This window comes from Streptomyces sp. NPDC006294 (genome assembly GCF_042870895.1).
Classification (GTDB): domain Bacteria; phylum Actinomycetota; class Actinomycetes; order Streptomycetales; family Streptomycetaceae; genus Streptomyces.
In genome coordinates, this window is sequence record NZ_JBIAHV010000025.1 from 17,366 (window position 1) to 34,006 (window position 16,641).

At 73.5% G+C, this 16,641-nt stretch carries 18 protein-coding genes and 1 riboswitch; of the genes, 11 read left to right on the forward strand and 7 right to left on the reverse strand.

What is annotated here, in order from left to right; translation table 11 throughout:
* Positions 1-30: 30 nt before the first annotated feature.
* From ACFYOP_RS31825 to ACFYOP_RS31840, 4 genes are all read right to left on the reverse strand, one after another.
* Entirely contained in the window at positions 31-1,563 is a 1,533-nt protein-coding gene (locus ACFYOP_RS31825) for a cobyric acid synthase (RefSeq protein WP_356898742.1), read from the reverse strand.
* Positions 1,560-2,510 (reverse strand): cobalamin biosynthesis protein, encoded by a 951-nt coding sequence (locus ACFYOP_RS31830; RefSeq protein WP_356898743.1) that lies wholly within the window; start codon positions 2,508-2,510, stop codon positions 1,560-1,562. The genes ACFYOP_RS31825 and ACFYOP_RS31830 overlap by 4 nt, the downstream gene beginning before the upstream one ends.
* A 133-nt stretch (positions 2,511-2,643) precedes the next feature.
* Positions 2,644-2,777: riboswitch (cobalamin riboswitch) on the reverse strand.
* Positions 2,778-2,908: 131 nt separating this feature from the next.
* Positions 2,909-3,130 (reverse strand): hypothetical protein, encoded by a 222-nt coding sequence (locus ACFYOP_RS31835; RefSeq protein ID WP_356898744.1) that lies wholly within the window; start codon positions 3,128-3,130, stop codon positions 2,909-2,911.
* A 12-nt stretch (positions 3,131-3,142) separates the two neighbouring features.
* Positions 3,143-4,369: an inorganic phosphate transporter gene (locus ACFYOP_RS31840; protein WP_356898745.1), complete on the reverse strand. Its 1,227-nt coding sequence runs from the start codon at positions 4,367-4,369 to the stop codon at positions 3,143-3,145.
* A 210-nt stretch (positions 4,370-4,579) separates the two neighbouring features.
* Between ACFYOP_RS31840 and ACFYOP_RS31845 the strand changes: the two genes are divergently transcribed.
* The 3 genes from ACFYOP_RS31845 (at position 4,580) to ACFYOP_RS31855 (ending at position 8,255) form a co-directional block, all read left to right on the forward strand.
* Positions 4,580-5,269: a class II aldolase/adducin family protein gene (locus ACFYOP_RS31845; protein WP_356898746.1), complete on the forward strand. Its 690-nt coding sequence runs from the start codon at positions 4,580-4,582 to the stop codon at positions 5,267-5,269.
* Positions 5,270-5,658: 389 nt separating this feature from the next.
* Positions 5,659-6,786, forward strand: a complete 1,128-nt coding sequence (locus ACFYOP_RS31850) for an alpha/beta fold hydrolase (RefSeq protein ID WP_356898747.1) — start codon at positions 5,659-5,661, stop codon at positions 6,784-6,786.
* An 80-nt stretch (positions 6,787-6,866) separates the two neighbouring features.
* Positions 6,867-8,255, forward strand: a complete 1,389-nt coding sequence (locus ACFYOP_RS31855; protein ID WP_388453705.1) for a hypothetical protein — start codon at positions 6,867-6,869, stop codon at positions 8,253-8,255.
* 44 nt (positions 8,256-8,299) lie between these two features.
* On the opposite strand, the gene ACFYOP_RS31860 is transcribed toward ACFYOP_RS31855, so the two are convergent.
* Positions 8,300-8,707 carry a VOC family protein gene (locus ACFYOP_RS31860; RefSeq protein ID WP_356898749.1) on the reverse strand — a complete coding sequence of 136 codons (408 nt, stop codon included), beginning with the start codon at positions 8,705-8,707 and terminating at the stop codon, positions 8,300-8,302.
* 267 nt (positions 8,708-8,974) lie between these two features.
* On the opposite strand from ACFYOP_RS31860, the gene ACFYOP_RS31865 reads away from it, so the two are divergent.
* The 3 genes from ACFYOP_RS31865 (at position 8,975) to ACFYOP_RS31875 (ending at position 12,128) form a co-directional block, all read left to right on the forward strand.
* Positions 8,975-10,573, forward strand: coding sequence for an ABC-F family ATP-binding cassette domain-containing protein (locus ACFYOP_RS31865; protein WP_356898750.1), 1,599 nt, complete (start codon positions 8,975-8,977; stop codon positions 10,571-10,573).
* 388 nt (positions 10,574-10,961) lie between these two features.
* Complete coding sequence (locus ACFYOP_RS31870; RefSeq protein WP_005319113.1) at positions 10,962-11,183, forward strand: helix-turn-helix domain-containing protein; 222 nt, start codon at positions 10,962-10,964, stop codon at positions 11,181-11,183.
* Between the two features lie 153 nt (positions 11,184-11,336).
* Positions 11,337-12,128: an enoyl-CoA hydratase/isomerase family protein gene (locus tag ACFYOP_RS31875; RefSeq protein WP_356898751.1), complete on the forward strand. Its 792-nt coding sequence runs from the start codon at positions 11,337-11,339 to the stop codon at positions 12,126-12,128.
* A gap of 437 nt (positions 12,129-12,565) precedes the next feature.
* On the opposite strand, the gene ACFYOP_RS31880 is transcribed toward ACFYOP_RS31875, so the two are convergent.
* Entirely contained in the window at positions 12,566-13,237 is a 672-nt protein-coding gene (locus ACFYOP_RS31880; protein WP_356898752.1) for a hypothetical protein, read from the reverse strand.
* Between the two features lie 92 nt (positions 13,238-13,329).
* Between ACFYOP_RS31880 and ACFYOP_RS31885 the strand changes: the two genes are divergently transcribed.
* Genes ACFYOP_RS31885 through amaP form a run of 5 tightly spaced genes read left to right on the forward strand, consistent with a single transcriptional unit; the run spans position 13,330 to position 15,727 of the window.
* Positions 13,330-13,824: an Asp23/Gls24 family envelope stress response protein gene (locus ACFYOP_RS31885; protein WP_356898753.1), complete on the forward strand. Its 495-nt coding sequence runs from the start codon at positions 13,330-13,332 to the stop codon at positions 13,822-13,824.
* An 11-nt stretch (positions 13,825-13,835) separates the two neighbouring features.
* Positions 13,836-14,027: a hypothetical protein gene (locus ACFYOP_RS31890; RefSeq protein WP_264242632.1), complete on the forward strand. Its 192-nt coding sequence runs from the start codon at positions 13,836-13,838 to the stop codon at positions 14,025-14,027.
* Positions 14,028-14,075: 48 nt separating this feature from the next.
* On the forward strand, positions 14,076-14,423 hold the full coding sequence (locus ACFYOP_RS31895) for a hypothetical protein (RefSeq protein WP_356898798.1): 348 nt from the start codon (positions 14,076-14,078) through the stop codon (positions 14,421-14,423).
* Complete coding sequence (locus tag ACFYOP_RS31900; RefSeq protein WP_356898754.1) at positions 14,420-15,136, forward strand: DUF6286 domain-containing protein; 717 nt, start codon at positions 14,420-14,422, stop codon at positions 15,134-15,136. Before ACFYOP_RS31895 ends, ACFYOP_RS31900 begins: the two co-directional genes overlap by 4 nt.
* A 3-nt stretch (positions 15,137-15,139) precedes the next feature.
* Positions 15,140-15,727 carry an alkaline shock response membrane anchor protein AmaP gene (amaP, locus tag ACFYOP_RS31905; RefSeq protein WP_356898755.1) on the forward strand — a complete coding sequence of 196 codons (588 nt, stop codon included), beginning with the start codon at positions 15,140-15,142 and terminating at the stop codon, positions 15,725-15,727.
* 157 nt (positions 15,728-15,884) lie between these two features.
* Here amaP and ACFYOP_RS31910 read toward each other — a convergent pair whose 3' ends face one another.
* On the reverse strand, positions 15,885-16,640 hold the full coding sequence (locus ACFYOP_RS31910) for an SDR family oxidoreductase (protein ID WP_356898756.1): 756 nt from the start codon (positions 16,638-16,640) through the stop codon (positions 15,885-15,887).
* Position 16,641 lies beyond the last annotated feature (1 nt).

Genomic DNA, 16,641 nt, shown 5'->3' on the forward strand with positions numbered 1-16,641 from the left:
AGCGGCCCGCGCCCGCCGCCCGGGGGCCCGTCACGGCGCTCCCGGCGGCACGAACGGCAGTCCGGCCGGCGCCCCGTCCTCGATCAGCCGCAGCAACGCCCCGGTGTCCGCGTGCTCTTCGATCAGATCGCCCAGCCGGTCGAGCTGCTCCTCCCGCAGCACCCCGAAGCTGGTGTCCGGCGCGGGTACGAAGCGCCGCCCCGCCCGCGCCGCGACCTCCCGCAGGAAGGCCCGCCGGAAGCCGTCGCTCTCCAGCGACCCGTGCCAGTGCGTCCCCCACACCGCGCCCACCCGGCAGCCGTCCAGGAAGGGCTCGCCGCCCAGGACCTCGGCGACACCGTGATGGATCTCGTAGCCCTCGACCCGCTCCCCGAGCGCCTCGCCGACCGGTCTGGCCAGGCACTTCTCGCGGGCGAACCGCACCCGTACCGGCAGCAGTCCGAGCCCCGCCACCTCGCCGGCCTTCGACTCGACGTCGTCCTCGATGTGCTCGCCGAGCGCCTGGAAGCCGCCGCAGACGCCCAGCACCGGCCGGCCTTCCGCCGCCCGCCGTGCCAGGGCGTCCGCCAGCCCGCGTTCCCGCAGCCACGCCAGCGCCCCGACCGTCCCCCGGGTGCCCGGGACCACCACCAGGTCGGCGTCCACGAGCTCCTCCGCGCGGTCCACGAACCGCACCACGACGCCCGGTTCGGCCGCCAGCGCGTCCACATCGGTGAAGTTCGACATCAGCGGCACCGCGCACACCGCGACCCGCAGCACGTCCTGGCCGACGGGCGCGGCGACCACCGACTCCCGTACCGCGCCGCGCAGGGACACCCTCCCCCAGCCTCCGGCCGGGGGGACCCCCATGCCGTCCTCCTCGTCGATGCCGAGTCCGTGCGCGTACGGCAGGACACCGTAGGTCGGCCGTCCGGTGAGGCCGCGCAGCATGTTGAGCCCCGGCTCCAGCAGCGACACGTCGCCGCGGAACTTGTTGACCAGATAGCCCGCCACGAGCGACTGGTCCTCGGGGCTCAGCAGCGCCGTCGTACCGAAGAACTGCGCGAACACCCCTCCCCGGTCGATGTCGCCGACCACCAGCACCGGCAGCCGGGCCGCCCGCGCGATGCCCATGTTCACAATGTCCGTGCGGCGCAGATTGATCTCGGCCGGACTGCCCGCCCCTTCACAGATCACAGCGTCGTACGTGCCCCGCAGCTCCTCCAGGCACGCCATGACCGGCTCGAAAAGCTCGCGTTGCCGGTTCCCGTGGTAGCCCTTCGCGCTCATCTCGCCGACGGGCCTGCCCATCAGGACCACTTGGCTGGAGCGGTCGCCGCCGGGCTTGAGCAGCACGGGATTCATCAGCGCGGTCGGCTCCACACGGGCGGCCTGCGCCTGCATCGCCTGGGCCCGCCCGATCTCCGCGCCCTCACGCGTCACGAACGAATTGAGGGACATGTTCTGCCCCTTGAACGGCGCGACCTTCACCCCCTGCCGCACCAGCCACCGGCAGATCCCCGCGGTGACGACGCTCTTGCCCGCGTCCGAGGTGGTTCCCGCGACCAGCAGCCCACCGCTCATGCCCGTCTCCGTTTCAGTGCCCCCGCGCCGAGCCGTGCGACCGCGCAGACCGCCAGGGCCAGCAGCCCCACTCGGCGCGACAGCCGCACCGCCCGTCCGATGTCGCCGAATTCCACCGCACGGCCCTCCGCGCACAGCACCGGCCGGTGCTCGACCCGGCCGCCGTAGGAGAGGGTCCCGCCCAGCCGTACGCCGAGGGCGCCCGCGAAGGACGCCTCCACGGGGCCCGCGTTGGGGCTCGGGTGCTTGGCGGCGTCCGCCCGCCAGGCCCGTACGGCGCCTCGCGGGTCGGGCCCGCCCAGGGCCGCCAGCACGGCGGTCAGCCGGGCGCCCGGCCAGCCGGCGACGTCGTCGAGGCGGGCCGAGGCCCAGCCGTAGCGCCGGTGGCGCGGCGACCTGTGGCCGACCATCGCGTCCAGGGTGTTCACCGCCCGGAAGCCCACCAGCCCGGGCACGCCGGCCACGGCGCCCCACACGAGGGCGCCCACGACCGCGTCGGAGGTGTTCTCGGCGACGGACTCCACGACGGCGCGGGCGATCTGCTGCTCGTCCAGGGCCTGCGGATCGCGGCCGCACAGATGGGGCAGCCGCTCGCGCGCGGCCTCGACGTCCCCGGCGGCCAGCGCCTCTCCGACGGCCGTGGCCTCACGGCCGAGCGTCGTGCCCCCGAGGACGGCCCAGGTGGCGGCGGCGGTCAGGGCGAGCGAGGCGGCGGGGGAGCGGCGTACGGCACGTGCGGCCAGGGCCGCCGCGGCCACGGCTCCGCCGGCGCACAGCGCGGTGTGCAGGGCCCCTCGGCCCCGGTGGTCACGCCACAGCGCACGCTCGACGGCGCCCGCGGCCCGCCCGAACACGGCGACCGGATGCCCCCGGCGGGGATCGCCCAGGAGTCGGTCGCCGACGAGGCCGGCCGCGGCGCCGTACACGAAGATCCGGTCGGCGCGCACGGGATCAGCCGTCCGAGGGGAGATGTCCGCAGGGACGGGGTCCGACAGGCAGTGCGGGCAAGGCGGGCAGTGCAGACAGGGCAGTACCGCGGCCGGGCATGGCAGGAGTCCTCACTCAGGGTCCGCGCCCTGGTTCGACGTGACCGGCGGCGAGAGTTCCTGGCTCCCCGGGTGGTGTCCCCGGGTGACAGTGGCGGGACCGCGCCGGATTCGCACCGGACTTCCTCTTCTGCCGCCGTAGATGGCCCCGGCAGTCCACCATGTGCGCGAACGCCCGTCAACTCACCCTTGACCTGCTGCGGGACAGTGTGCGCAGTCCCACACGGGCGGACACGCGAAGGCCGGGCCGGACCCACCCGTGGGTGCGTCCGGCCCGGCCTCCGTGCGGCTATGGGACGTCAGGTGACGATCAGATAGATCCCGTAGGCCACCGCCGCCGCGCAGAGCGCGAAGCACGCGTACGCGCCGGTGCGGGTCAGCACGCCGGAACCGGCGGTCTGCGTGCCGGACCCCTGCTTGCTCAGGCCCACGATGCCCAGGGTGAACAGGCCCACCAGGGCGACGGTGGCGACGAGGCTCACGCCGAACACGGAGCCGAGGGCTACCCAGTCGATCTTCATGCTGCTGCTTCCTTACACCGCGGCCGGACGGACCGGCTCGGGGTCGGCGGGGGCCGGGACAGTGGTCTTCAGTTCGCCGACGGGCGGCGGGGTGACGGCCGTGACGGCGTCCGTGACGACGTCCGCGGGCTCCTCGGTGTCGACGTCGTTGACGTTGGTGTGGTCGACGACCTGACGGCGCGAGATGAACCAGATCGCGATGCAGGAGCCGACGAGGAAGGCGGCGACGGCCGCGACACCCCAGCCGCCCTGCTTGGTGACGTACTCGGAGATCGCCGCGACGAGTCCGGCGGCCGGCAGGGTCAGACCCCAGGCCACGAACATCCGGGTGGCGGTGGACCAGCGGACCACGCCGCCCTTGCGGCCGAGGCCCGCGCCCATGACGGCGCCGGAGCAGGAGTGCGTGGTCGACAGCGAGAAGCCGAGGTTCGAGGAGGCGAGGATCACGCTGGCCGCGCTGGTCTGGGCGGCGAAGCCCTGCTGCGGCTGGAGGTCCGTGAGGCCCTTGCCCATGGTGCGGATGATGCGCCAGCCGCCGAGGTAGGTGCCGAGCGCGATCGCCATACCGGCCGAGACGATGACCCACATCGGAGGGTTGGACCCGGGGGCGACGACATTGCCGGCGACCAGGGCGAGCGTGATGATGCCCATGGTCTTCTGGGCGTCGTTGGTGCCGTGCGCCAGGGAGACGAGACCGGCGGAGGCGATCTGACCGGCGCGGTACCCCTTGGCGGTGGCCTTCGCGTCGGTGTTCCTGTCGACCCGGTACGTCAGCCGCGCCGCCAGCATGGCGGCGAGACCGGCCACGACCGGCGCGGCGATGGCCGGGATGAGCACCTTGGTGACGACGACGCCGCCGTTGACCCCCGCGAAGCCGACCGAGGCGACCGTGGCGCCGATCAGACCGCCCATGAGGGCGTGCGAGGAGCTGGACGGCAGGCCCACCAGCCAGGTGAGCAGGTTCCACAGGATGGCGCCGACGAGCGCCGCGAAGATGACTTCAGGTGTGATGCCTGATTCGTCGACCAGTCCGCTGGAGATGGTCTTGGCGACCTCCACGGAGAGGAAAGCGCCGACGAGGTTCAGAACGGCGGACATGGCCACCGCGGTCTTGGGCTTCATGGCGCCGGTCGAGATGGTCGTCGCCATCGCGTTGGCGGTGTCGTGGAAACCGTTCGTGAAATCGAACACGAGCGCTGTCACGATAACGATCGCGAGCAGCAGTGTGATGTGTTCCATTTACCCAGGCAATCGTTTGACGTCATTGACGCGAGGACCGTAGGCAACCTGGATGAACGGAAGGTGAACTGGGTCGGACTTCGCGGTGTCCCCAAGTGGGGTCGACTGATTCCGCTTAATCCGATTTCCAGCTCCGGTGACGCGCACAGCAGCCACTCGAACACCCTCCGTGTCACCGGGGTCGCGCGCCCGGCTGGCAGGATCGCCGCCATGACTGATGAGGCGACCGGTGCGGCGACCGGCCAGGGACGGCGGAACGGCATCGAGCAGGCATGGCGGGAGCTCGTGTACACCGCCCGCAGGACCGCGGCCGAAGGACTCGTCGTCGGCACCTCGGGCAACGTCTCGGTCCGGGTCGGCGAGGTGGTCCTCGTCACCCCGAGCGGAGTCCCCTACGACCGGCTCACGGACCGCGACACCGTCGCCGTCGACCTCGACGGCAAACAGGTCCTCGGCGACCTGACGCCCACCAGCGAACTGCCCCTGCACCTGGCGATCCACCGCGAGACCGGCGCACGCGCCGTCGTGCACACCCACGCCGTCCACGCGACGGCGGTCTCCACGCTCGTCCCCGAACTCCCGCCCGTCCACTACATGACCGCCGCCCTCGGCGGCCCGGTCCGTGTCGCCCCCTACGCCCTCTACGGCACGGACGAACTGGCCCGGAACATGCTCCACGCACTGCGCGACCGCACGGCCTGCCTCCTCCAGAACCACGGGACCGTGGCCTATGGCGACACCCTGCCCCAGGCGTACGACCGCACGGCGCAACTGGAGTGGATGTGCCGCGTCTGGCTCACGGCCGCCTCGGTCCCGGGCCACACCCCGAACATCCTGACCCCACCCCAACTGGCAGCGGCGTCCACCCGTCTCGCCGACTACGGCCAGCGCCCTTCCTGACGGCCGCGCGGGGCAAGGCCCGGACCCGGTACCGCGCTGCGCGCGGTTGCCTCCGTCTCCGGCCGGGGCTGACTGTGTCAGCCTCGGGCGTTTGAGGCGCGGGGTTCGGGGCGGAGCCCCGACGGGACCGGCCGACCCAGCCCCGCCGGGGGCAATCCCCCTACGCCTGGCGGCGTGGGAGGTGCCCCCACCCACGGCTGCCGGGCCGTAGGGGGAGATCGAGGCGCGGGTCCGGACGGAGCCCGGTTCGGGAAGGTGGGGGTCCACCCGCGGCCGCCAGGCCGCAGGGGGAGGGCAGGGGACAAGCCACGCGCAGCGCCCCCGCCCCGCGGCGACACGCCCGGCTCCCCCCACTGGCCCCCACCCCCGCCCGCCCCGACACTGGACCCGTGCGCCCCGCTACAGCGACGGCAGCGGCCGTCACCACACTGATCGGCGTCGGCGCGGCCGCAGTCGCGGCCGGCCGCTACGCGAGCCACGCCGCGCTCCGCGGGGCCCGAAGGCCACTGCCGGGCGATCCCCGGCTCACCGTCCACGCCACCGCCCCCGGCCGCGTCGTCCTGACCCGCAGCCTGGCCTCGATGCGCCCGGGCACGTACGGACTGGAGGCGCCCGGCGTCCACGCGGTCGTGGGCCCCGTGCTCGACGGCGTCGCGCACGACGCGGACACGGTCGTGCGCCGGCTCGTGCGCGTCACGGAGGGCGGGCTGGAGCCCGGCACCCGGGTCCGGCTCACCCCGCAGGTGCACAAGGGCGACCCGTCCGCCGCGCTCGGCATCGAGCACTCCGACATCCTCGTCCCCGGCGAACTCGGCGCACTCCCCGCCTGGTTCGTGCCCGGCGCCCGGGCCACCTGGATCATCGCCGTGCACGGTCTCGGCACGACCCGGGAGCACACCCTGAACGTGCTGGACTTCCTCCTCGGCCAGCAGTTCCCGGTCCTGTCCCTCGCCTACCGGGGCGACGAGGGCGCCCCCCGGCCCCCCGACGGTCTGGGCCACCTCGGCGACTCCGAGTGGCGCGACCTCGACGCTGCCGTCCGGCACGCGGTCCGCCACGGCGCCGAGCGCGTCATCATCCACGGCTGGTCGGTCGGCGCCTCGATGGCCCTGCACGCCGCCGCCAACTCCGGCCTGCGGGACCGCATCAGCGGTGTGGTGCTGGACTCGCCGGTGCTCGACTGGGAGGCGACCGTACGCAGCCTCGCCGCCGCCCGCAGGACCCCCGCCGCGCTGCTGCCGCTGGCCGTGCGGGCCGCGCAGGGCCGCACCGGGGCCGGGTACGGCGACCGGCTCGCCGAAGCTGTGGACCCGCGGTCGCTGGGCGTGCCGACGCTGATCTTCCACGGCCCAGACGACTCCCTGGCCCCCTGGCACCGCTCGCGGGAACTCGCCGACCGGCGTCCCGATCTGGTCACCCTCCACACGGTCCCGCAGGCCCCGCACGCCGCCATGTGGAACGCGGACCCGAAGGCCTACCACGAAGTCCTCCGACGCTTCCTCACCCCGCTGATGTAAGTGCAGGCCGGGAGGGTGCGCGGCCCGGCCCGCGAGGTTCCGTTTGGGCTTTCGGCCTGTCAACGGGAAGACTGCACCCTGTGACGTCCCGAAAGCCTGATGAGCAATTGGCGCGCAACTCCAGACTTCGTCTTGTCCGCCCGCGGTCCCTGGCCACCGCACGAAGGGCCGTGACGACCCGGCGCACGCGTCCGTCGCCCCGGCCGCCGGAGGGCACGCCCGCCCCCGCCGAGCTCGCGCGCCAGGCGCGGGCGGTGCTCGCCGACGCCGTGCGGGTCGCCCGCTGGGCGGCCGTGGAGCGCGGTCCCGGCGCGGCCAGCTCGATCGCGGAGGCACGGGAGCGGGCCGCGGCCGCGCTGGACATGTCCGCGGACCAGGTACGGGCCGGCTGGGACCGCGCCCGTCTCGCCGGTCTGATCGAGCTGCACGGCGAGACGGCCCGCCCCGGCTGGCGGCTGCGCGCCTGGGACCGGGACGACATGGCCGTGCTGCGCGGCTGGGTCGCCCTCTTCGACGCCTGGTCACTGGTCCACCCGGTGCCCGGGGACGTCGCTCCCGCCACGGTCGCCGAGGTGGTCGAGGCCGTACCCCAGGTGCTCTCCCTCCTCCAGCTGTCGGCCGGGCCCGTGCTCAAGCCGGCCCTGGCCGACCTGCTCCAGCAGCGCGTCGCCGAGCTCCGCGAGGAACGCTGCGAGGTCCCCGACGGCACCCGGCCCGAACCGGCGGCCGGACCGGTCCCGGACGAGGCGCCCGTCGCCGCGCTCCTCGACTGGGCGCTCGAAGGGCTGTCGGCCGTCGGCGCCCTGACCCTCGAGCGCGGCCAGGCCACCCTCACCCCGCTCGGCAACTGGGCGGTCTGGGTCAAGCTGGAGCAGATCTGCGTCGCCGCGCAGAGCCCCGCGGGCAACATCGAGCAGTCCGCGGAGGACATGCTCCGCGGCTGCGCCCGCCTCACCCCCGGTCCGGCCCGCGCCGAGTACCGCGCCTGGCTCGCGGCCCGCACCGTCTCCAGCGCCGTCGCCGAACTGCTGGCCGTCGCCCGGGGCGAGGACGCCCTGCTGCGCGGTCTGGCCTTCGAGGCGCTGCGTGTGGTCGGCGCGCCCGCGGAGACCGAGGTCCGCGCGGCCGCCGCTGAACCGTCCCTGCGCCCGTACGCCCTGCTGTGGCTGGCCGAGTACGAGGGAGCGGACCCGGACGACGCGGCCGAGGTCCTCACCCGTGAGGAGGCGACCTGGCTGTGGGTGGACACCGCGGCCGCCGTCGCCGACCACGGTGAGCCGCAGCTGCTGCTGCGGCACCTCGACTCGGCGGTCCAGGGCACCGTCCCGGCCCTGCTCGACGAGGTCCGCGCCGGCGGTCACCCCCGTACGGTCCAGGTGCTGGTCGCCCTCGCGGCGGCCCACCCGGACCCGGCGCTGGCCAAGGCGGTGCGCAGGGCCGCCTTCCAGGTGCACACCGGCGGCGTCTGACCCCGGGGCGCGCCGGCGCGAGACGCGGCGGGCCGCGGCGAGGTCTACGCGGCCCCCGCCGACCCCGGCGCGTACGTACCGAAGCTCCAGATGTTGCCCTCGAGGTCGCGGGCCATGTAGTCCCGTGAGCCGTAGTCCTGGTCGGTCGGCGGCATCACGATCTCCGCTCCGTGCTCCACCGCTCTGCCGTGGTGCGCGTCGACGTCGTCGACATGCACGAACACACCGGTCGGCCCCGCGCCCTCCATCAGCTTGTCGAACGAGCTGCCGGTGCCCTTGCTGCCCAGCATCACCATGCCGTTCCCGTACGTCAGCTCGGCGTGGGCCACGCCGCCGTCCTCGCTCTCGTACACCGCGTGCTCGGAGAAACCGAAGGCCTTGGTGAGCTGTCTGATCGCGGCCTTGGCGTCCGCGTACACCAGCGTCGGACAGATGCTCGGCGACTGAACCATGGCGACCACTCCTCAACTTGCTCGACGACAGGGATGTGATCTGTGTCTCAGTCTGGCATCCGCCACTGACAACGCGGCTGTGCCGCACGTGCAGGCGGCCCGCGTCGTCGCGGGGGTGAGGGGCGCCCGGGCCCTGTCCGGCCGGGAAAAACACTTGCACCGTCCCGTTAGACTGGGCCGTATGGCAATTCTCCTTGTGCATTAGACGGCGTAGAAGCGTCTGCCGCCCGTCCCTTCCGCCGTCCATACCGCCCTGGAGTTTTCCCCTTGATCACCGCATCCGGTATCGAGCTGCGCGCCGGCGCGCGCGTCCTCATCGAATCCGCTTCCTTCCGCATCGCCAAGGGCGACCGCATCGGCCTCGTCGGCCGCAACGGAGCGGGCAAGACCACGCTCACCAAGTGCCTCGCGGGCGAGGGTGTCCCCGCCGGCGGAACCATCACCCGGTCCGGCGAGGTCGGCTACCTCCCGCAGGACCCGCGCACCGGCGACCTCGACGTCCTGGCCCGCGACCGCATCCTCTCCGCCCGCGGTCTCGACACCCTGATCCACAAGATGCGGCAGAACGAGGAGCGCATCGCCGGCGGCCAGGGAGCCACCCGCGAGAAGGCGCTGCGCCAGTACGAGCGCCAGGAGACCGAGTTCCTCACCAAGGGCGGGTACTCCGCGGAGGCGGAGGCGGCCACCATCGCCGCCGCGCTCGGCCTGCCCGACCGGGTGCTCGGCCAGCCGCTCCATACCCTCTCCGGCGGTCAGCGCCGCCGTGTCGAGCTCGCCCGCATCCTCTTCTCGGACGCCGACACTCTCCTCCTCGACGAGCCCACCAACCACCTCGACGCCGACTCCATCGTCTGGCTGCGTGACTATCTGAAGACCTACCGCGGCGGCTTCATCGTGATCTCCCACGACGTAGACCTCGTGGAGACCGTCGTCAACAAGGTCTTCTACCTCGACGCCAACCGCGCCCAGATCGACGTCTACAACATGGGCTGGAAGCTCTACCAGGCGCAGCGCGAGGCCGACGAGAAGCGCCGCAAGCGCGAACGGCAGAACGCCGAGAAGAAGGCCGCCGCCCTCAACTCGCAGGCCGACAAGATGCGCGCCAAGGCCACCAAGACCGTCGCCGCGCAGAACATGGCCCGTCGCGCCGAGCGCCTGCTGGCCGGCCTCGAGGACGTCCGCATGGCCGACAAGGTCGCCAAGCTCCGCTTCCCGGAGCCCGCGCCCTGCGGCAAGACGCCGCTCAGCGCGGAGGGCCTGTCCAAGTCGTACGGCTCGCTCGAGATCTTCACCGACGTGGACCTCGCGATCGACAAGGGCTCCCGCGTCGTCATCCTGGGCCTCAACGGCGCCGGAAAGACCACGTTGCTGCGCCTGCTCGCGGGCGTGGAGACGCCTGACACCGGCCGGGTCACCCCGGGCCACGGCCTCAAACTCGGCTACTACGCCCAGGAGCACGAGACCCTGGACCCCGACCGTACGGTCCTGGAGAACATGCGCTCCTCCGCGCCGGACCTCGATCTGGTCGAGGTCCGCAAGACACTGGGCTCTTTCCTCTTCTCCGGCGACGACGTCGACAAGCCCGCCGGGGTGCTCTCCGGCGGCGAGAAGACCCGGCTCGCCCTGGCCACCCTCGTGGTCTCCTCCGCCAACGTGCTGCTGCTCGACGAGCCCACCAACAACCTCGACCCGGCCAGCCGCGAGGAGATCCTCGGCGCGCTGCGCACCTACAAGGGCGCGGTCATCCTCGTCACGCACGACGAGGGCGCGGTCGAGGCGCTCGAACCGGAGCGGATCATCCTGCTCCCGGACGGCGTCGAGGACCTGTGGGGAGCCGACTACGCGGATCTGGTGGCCCTGGCCTGACGGCCTTCGGACGGGGTGCCGCACCGGCGCGGGACCCTGCCGGGCCGCCCGGCGCGGCCTCCGTATGGATCTCTGTATGGATCATTCGGCCTACGAGTGATCCATCATCTGTGTGAGGGCGTCTCGTATCGCGGCGTGGCGGCTGGTGCGCGGCAGCCGCCGGGGCCGCTGCGGGGGCGCCTCTCGCGCAGCGTCTCTGACCTGGCCTTTCCGTCGCGGTCCCGTTCTGACACCGGCCTACGCCCGACCGGAATCTGGCATTCCGTTCGTGGTGACCTCCTACCGCAGGGCAAAGCGTTCCGTACTGACCTTGTCGAATGGGTGGCCAGGACGCCCGCGAGGGGTGATCATGGGAATTCCAGAGCGCACTTCCCATGAGGAGGCACGGGTGGCCGAGACTCTGAAGAAGGGCAGCCGGGTAACCGGCGCCGCGCGCGACAAGCTCGCGGCAGACCTGAAGAAGAAATACGACTCCGGTGCGAGCATCCGGGCGCTGGCCGAAGAGACCGGCCGCTCCTACGGATTCGTCCACCGGATGCTCAGTGAATCCGGAGTCGTCCTGCGAGGGCGCGGCGGAGCGACGCGAGGCAAGAAGGCCGCATCGGCCTGACGGTCCCGTCGTACGAGGCTGTTTTCTCCGGCCCGTCGGTTCCCACGGCGAGCGCCTGGTCGGTCCCCAGGACCGATCAGGCGGTTACCGTGCAGTAGCTTACCCTTCGTGACACGAAGGGTAAGCCAGACTGCACCGAACCGGAGGCGCCTCATGACTTCGCTCGACCCCGTACTCGACAAGGACGGCGTACGGCTCACCGTCGAAGACACGGTCGCCACGGTGACCCTGACGAACCCGGACAAGCGCAACGCCCAGAACTTCGCGCTGTGGCGGGCGTTGACGCAGGCCGGGCGGTCGCTGCCGGGCAGCGTGCGGGTCGTCGTGCTGCGCGGTGAGGGCAAGTCCTTCTCCGCCGGCCTCGACCGGCAGGCCTTCACGCCCGAAGGCTTCGACGGCGAGCCGTCCTTCACCGACCTGGCACGCGGCACCGACGCGGAGATCGACGCGTCCATCGCCGAGTTCCAGGAGGCGTTCACCTGGTGGCGCCGCAACGACATCATCACGATCGCGGCTGTCCAAGGACACGCGATCGGAGCCGGCTTCCAACTCGCCCTCGCCTGCGACCTGCGGGTCGTCGCGCAGGACGTGCAGTTCGCCATGCGCGAGACCGCGCTCGGCCTCGTCCCCGACCTCACCGGCACGCACCCGCTGGTGTCCCTCGTCGGCTACGCCCGCGCGCTCGAAATCTGCGCGACCGGCCGCTTCGTCCACGCGGAGGAGGCCGAGCGCACCGGCCTGGCCAACCTCGTCGTCCCCGGCGACGAACTCGACGCCGCGGTACGGGACCTGGCCTCGGCGCTCCTCGCCGCGCCGCGGGACGCGCTGATCGAGACGAAGGCGCTGCTGCGGGGTGCGGCGGACCGCTCGTACGACGACCAGCGGGCGGCGGAACGGGCGGCCCAGGGCCGCAGGCTGCGCGACCTGGCGGGGCTCGCGGACTGACACGTCTTCCCTGCCGGATGGGGTGGGCGTGCGTGCCGGGCTGCGCCCGGACCCGGTACCGCGCTCCACGCGGTTACCTCGATCTCCGCTCCACGGCCTGGCGGCCGCGGGTGGGCCCCCAAGCCGGGCCTGATGTGCCGCTGCGCGGCAACCGGACCGAGCCGGGCAACTCAAGCCTCGCCGGACACGTCACCGGCCGGGTCGGGTGCGCCGGGGCAACTCAAGCCTCGCCGGGGGTAGTCCCCCTACGGCCTGGCGGCCGTGGGAGGTGCCCCCACCCACGGCCGCAGGCCGTAGGGGAAGGCCGGGACGCGGGCTTCGGGGTGGAGCCACGACGGGACCGGCAGACCCAGCCCGCCTGGAGGTCCCCCACGGCCGCAGGCCGTAGGGCGAGCTCGAGGCGCGGGTCCGGGCGGAGCCCGGCAGAAGGGGAGTGGTCACGGCGTGGCCGTGATCACCACCGTCACCGGCCGGCCGTCGCCCAGCGCCGCCCCCACCGCGCCCCGCACCGCCCGTGCCACGTCCAGCGCCCGGTGCCCCTCCGCCGTCGCCAGTTCGACGCGGACATGGTCCGGCGCCGAATGCACCGCCGTGCCCAGCGTCGCCGTCAGGTGCGCCACACCCGGGGTCGCGGCCGCGGCCGTGCCCGCCGGGTCGGACGGGGCCTCGACCGCGGGCGGCTCGGGCGGCCGGCGCTCCTTTGGGGCCGCGTCCAGCAGCCGGGTCACCCGTAGATCGACGACCGTGACCGCAAGGCCCAGATCCTCCACCGCCGCGTCGAACAACGCGCTCCGCAGCGCCGCCGTGAGCGCCGGCAGCGGCTCGTCCAGGTCCCACACCGCCACGTCCGCCTCGACCCGGAGCGGCCCCGGAGGCGACGCCGCCGGCGGGGCCGGCACCGTCGGGTCCTCTGCCGCCGCGGGGTCGGCCAGGGAGAGCCGTACGTCGTCCAGCGCGGCCCCCGGCACCGAGGCCGCCGCGCCGCGCAGCACCGCCGTGGCCGCGGACTCGGCCAGCCAGGCGCCGTCCGCCGGACCGCCCAGGGCGAGAAGTCCGCCGAGGCCCAGCACCCTGTGCACCCGTCGCCGCACCGCATCGGGAGTGGTCATTGCACCAGCCTGCCGCATCCCCGGAGCGGATGGGGGCAAGCGCGCCTAATGTGGGCAACGGGGTAACCAACCGCCCGGAAAGGACCACAGCGATGACCGAAACACCTGGGCGCAGCCAGCCCACGACGTCTGGAAACGAGCTGTCGGGTTCCAGCGACTCGAACCGGCGGCCCGGCGGCAAACGCCTTCCCGAGCCCGGAGCCCGCGGCCGCACCACCATCGCCGACGGCGTGGTGGAGAAGATCGCCGGACTCGCCGCCAGGGATGTGCTCGGCGTTCACGCGATGGGCGGCGGCCTGTCCCGTACGTTCGGTGCGGTGCGCGACCGGGTGGGCTCCAGCAGCAGCAAATCGAGCGCGACGCGTGGCGTGAAGGCCGAGGTCGGCGAGGTGCAGACGGCGCTCGACCTCGAGATCGTCATCGACTACGGCGTCTCCATCGCCGACGTCGCCCGCGACGTCCGGGAGAACGTCGTCTCCGCCGTCGAACGGATGACCGGGCTCGAGGTCGTCGAGGTCAACATCGCCGTCGGCGACGTGAAACTGCCCGATGAGGAAGAGGAAGAGCCGGAGCCGCGACTCCAGTAAAGGAGCCCAACATGAGCATGGCGGTGGTCGGACTGATGGCCGGCATGGCGCTCGGATTCGCCGGATACTTCGGCGGGTTCGGTGCGTTTCTGCTGGTGGCGGCCCTGGGAGCGGTCGGCTTCGTGGTTGGTCGGTTCCTCGAGGGCGACCTCGAGGTCGGCGACTTCTTCCGGGGCCGCGAGCGTGGCGACGGGCGGCGGTGACGGACCGTGGCCGTGGATCCGGTGGGGGTGTCGGGCACGCCCGGAGAGATGCCCGTGGGGCGGCCGGCGCCGGCCGCCCGGGGCGCGACAACCATCGCCGATCGCGTCGTCGCGAAGATCGCCGCGCAGGCGGCACGTGAAGCGCTGCACAGCGTGCCGGAGGGCGGCGCGCCGCCGCACGCCATGGTCGTCGTGCACCACGACACCGCCCGGGTACGGGTCAGCCTCGAACTGGACTACCCCTCCGACATCGGCGCCCAGTGCGGCGCGGTGCGTCGGCAAGTCGTCCAGCGGGTAAAGGCGTTGGCGGGGATGGAGGTCCCCGAGGTGGCGGTGCACGTCGAGCGGCTGCACTCCGCCCACTCGCGCGGTGCGGCGCAGGGGAGGATTCGATGACCGAACCGGAGAAGCCCACCGGCGCGGGGCCGGGCCCCGACCGGCCGACGGAGGCCGGACCGGCCGCGGGGTCCACGGGTTCCGGACCCCCGGTCCTCGAACTGGACCAGTCCGCCTCCGCGTCCGCGTACGACCCGGTGCCGGGGGAGGACGGGGACGGCGGCAGAGCCGGACGGTTCTGGTCGGTGCGCCGCGTGCCCGCCGCGCTGCTGGCCCTGCTGATCCTCGGCGGCGCCGGACTGCTGCTCTACGACGTCGCGGCCGTGCGGGCAGACCGGCCCGCGATGCGCTGGCGGCGTGCCGCGGCCGACCATCTCGCCGAATGGCGCCTCGACGAGATGGCGATCCTCGCCGCGGCGGGCGCCGTGATGCTCGTCGGCATCTGGCTCGTCGTCCTCGCGGTGACGCCCGGCCTGCGGCCGCTGCTGCCGATGCGGCGGGACCGGGCGCAGCTGCGGGCCGGTCTTCACCGTGATGCCGCGGCCCTCGTGCTCCGCGACCGGGCCATGGAGGTCTCCGGGGTGCAGAGCGTCCGGGTGCGGATCGGGCGCTCCAGGGCATCGGTGCAGGCGCGGGCCCACTTCCGCGACCTCGACGACGTACGAGCCGACCTGGACACGGCGCTCGGTGTGGGACTGAAGGAACTCGGCCTCGCCCGGCCTCCGGCCCTGGCCGTGCGTGTGGGCAGACCACCGGCGAAGAAGGGGCGATGACCCGTGCACGAGAAGCTTCGAGCCGTCAACCGTGTGCTCCTCGGCCTCGCCGGGCTGGTGATGATCTGCGCCGGCGGTGCCGTCCTGGCCGCGGGCGCGGACCTCTCCGTCCCCTCGTGGTGGCCCTACGACGGACCGCACGACGTCCTGCTGAGCGACGCCGACCGGGCGCGCTGGCAGGACGAGGGCTGGTGGTGGCCGGTCGTCATCGCGGTGCTCGCCCTGCTGGTCGTCCTCGCCCTGTGGTGGTTCCTCGCCCAATTCCGGCGCGCGCGGCTGGCGGAGGTCCTGGTGGAGAGCGGCGACGGCGAAGGCGCGCTGCTGCGGGGGCGGGCTCTGGAGGGCGTACTGGAGGACGAGGCGGCGTCCCTGGAGGGCGTCTCCCGTGCCTCCGTCGCCGTGGCCGGGCGGCGTAACGCGCCGCGGGCGCGGGTGGTGCTCCAGCTGGAACCCGACGCGGCGCCGCGCGCGACGCTGGAGCGTCTCGCCGACGAGGCGGTGGCGCACGCGCGGGACTCGGCGGGGTTGGAGGCGCTGCCGACGGAGGTGCGGATGGGAGTGGCGAGGCATCGGGCGCGGCGGGTGTCGTGACGGTGGCCGCTGCGCGGGCCGTTTCCCCACCCCGCCCCTTCCCGGACCGGGGGCGCTGCCCCCGGACCCCCGCGCCGCAAACGCCGGCGGGGCTGGGGAATCCAGCCCCGCCGGCGTGCGCGGTACCGGGTCGGGGCGGAGCCCGGAATCTCTCCCGTCAGAAGCCGTGGCGGGCACCGCCGTCGACCGGGAGCATGAGGCCCGTCAGGTAGGACGCCGCCGGCGAGAGCAGGAACGCCGCCGCGCGGCCGAACTCGTCAGGGGTGCCGTAGCGCCGCAGGGGGATGGCCGACTCGTTCGCCGTGCGGGCCGCTTCCGCGTCGCCCGAGAGGGCGTCGAGTTCGCGCACGCGGTCCGTGTCGATGCGGGAGGGCAGCAGGCCGACGACCCGGATGCCGCGCGGGCCCAGTTCGTTCGCGAGGGACTTGGCGAAGCCGGCGAGGCCGGGACGCAGGCCGTTGGAGATGGTCAGGCCGGGGATGGGTTCGTGCACGGAACCGGAGAGGACGAAGCCGATGACGCCGCCGTCGCCCAGTTCCGCCGCGGCCGTGCGGGCGAGGCGGACCGCGCCGAGGAAGACCGACTTGAAGGCGGCGGTCCACTGCTCGTCGGAGTTGTCCGCGACGAAGCCGGGCGCCGGGCCGCCGACGCTGATGAGGATGCCGTCGAGGCGCCCGAAGTGGGCCCGGGCGGCGGCGACGAGGCGCCCCGCACCCGCCGGGTCCGCGTTGTCGCAGGCCACGCCCACCGCGCCGGCGCCGAGTTCGGCTGCGGCGTTCTTGACGGTCTGCTCGTCCCGTCCGCTGATGACGACCTTCGCGCCGTCCGCGACGAGCGCCCGCGCCGAGGCGTTGCCCAGGCCGCGCGAGGCGCCGGTGACGATGTAGACACGGTCCTTCAGTCCAAGATCCATG

Excerpts from the sequence above, each read along its gene's own strand:
- ACFYOP_RS31825 (WP_356898742.1), bottom strand. The coding sequence starts at position 1,563 with ATGAGCGGTGGGCTGCTGGTCGCGGGAACCACCTCGGACGCGGGCAAG.
- ACFYOP_RS31835 (WP_356898744.1), bottom strand. The coding sequence starts at position 3,130 with ATGAAGATCGACTGGGTAGCCCTCGGCTCCGTGTTCGGCGTGAGCCTC.
- ACFYOP_RS31840 (WP_356898745.1), bottom strand. The coding sequence starts at position 4,369 with ATGGAACACATCACACTGCTGCTCGCGATCGTTATCGTGACAGCGCTC.
- ACFYOP_RS31845 (WP_356898746.1), top strand. The coding sequence starts at position 4,580 with ATGACTGATGAGGCGACCGGTGCGGCGACCGGCCAGGGACGGCGGAAC.
- ACFYOP_RS31860 (WP_356898749.1), bottom strand. The coding sequence starts at position 8,707 with ATGGTTCAGTCGCCGAGCATCTGTCCGACGCTGGTGTACGCGGACGCC.
- ACFYOP_RS31875 (WP_356898751.1), top strand. The coding sequence starts at position 11,337 with ATGACTTCGCTCGACCCCGTACTCGACAAGGACGGCGTACGGCTCACC.
- ACFYOP_RS31880 (WP_356898752.1), bottom strand. The coding sequence starts at position 13,237 with ATGACCACTCCCGATGCGGTGCGGCGACGGGTGCACAGGGTGCTGGGC.
- ACFYOP_RS31885 (WP_356898753.1), top strand. The coding sequence starts at position 13,330 with ATGACCGAAACACCTGGGCGCAGCCAGCCCACGACGTCTGGAAACGAG.
- ACFYOP_RS31890 (WP_264242632.1), top strand. The coding sequence starts at position 13,836 with ATGAGCATGGCGGTGGTCGGACTGATGGCCGGCATGGCGCTCGGATTC.
- ACFYOP_RS31895 (WP_356898798.1), top strand. The coding sequence starts at position 14,076 with ATGCCCGTGGGGCGGCCGGCGCCGGCCGCCCGGGGCGCGACAACCATC.
- ACFYOP_RS31900 (WP_356898754.1), top strand. The coding sequence starts at position 14,420 with ATGACCGAACCGGAGAAGCCCACCGGCGCGGGGCCGGGCCCCGACCGG.
- ACFYOP_RS31910 (WP_356898756.1), bottom strand. The coding sequence starts at position 16,640 with ATGGATCTTGGACTGAAGGACCGTGTCTACATCGTCACCGGCGCCTCG.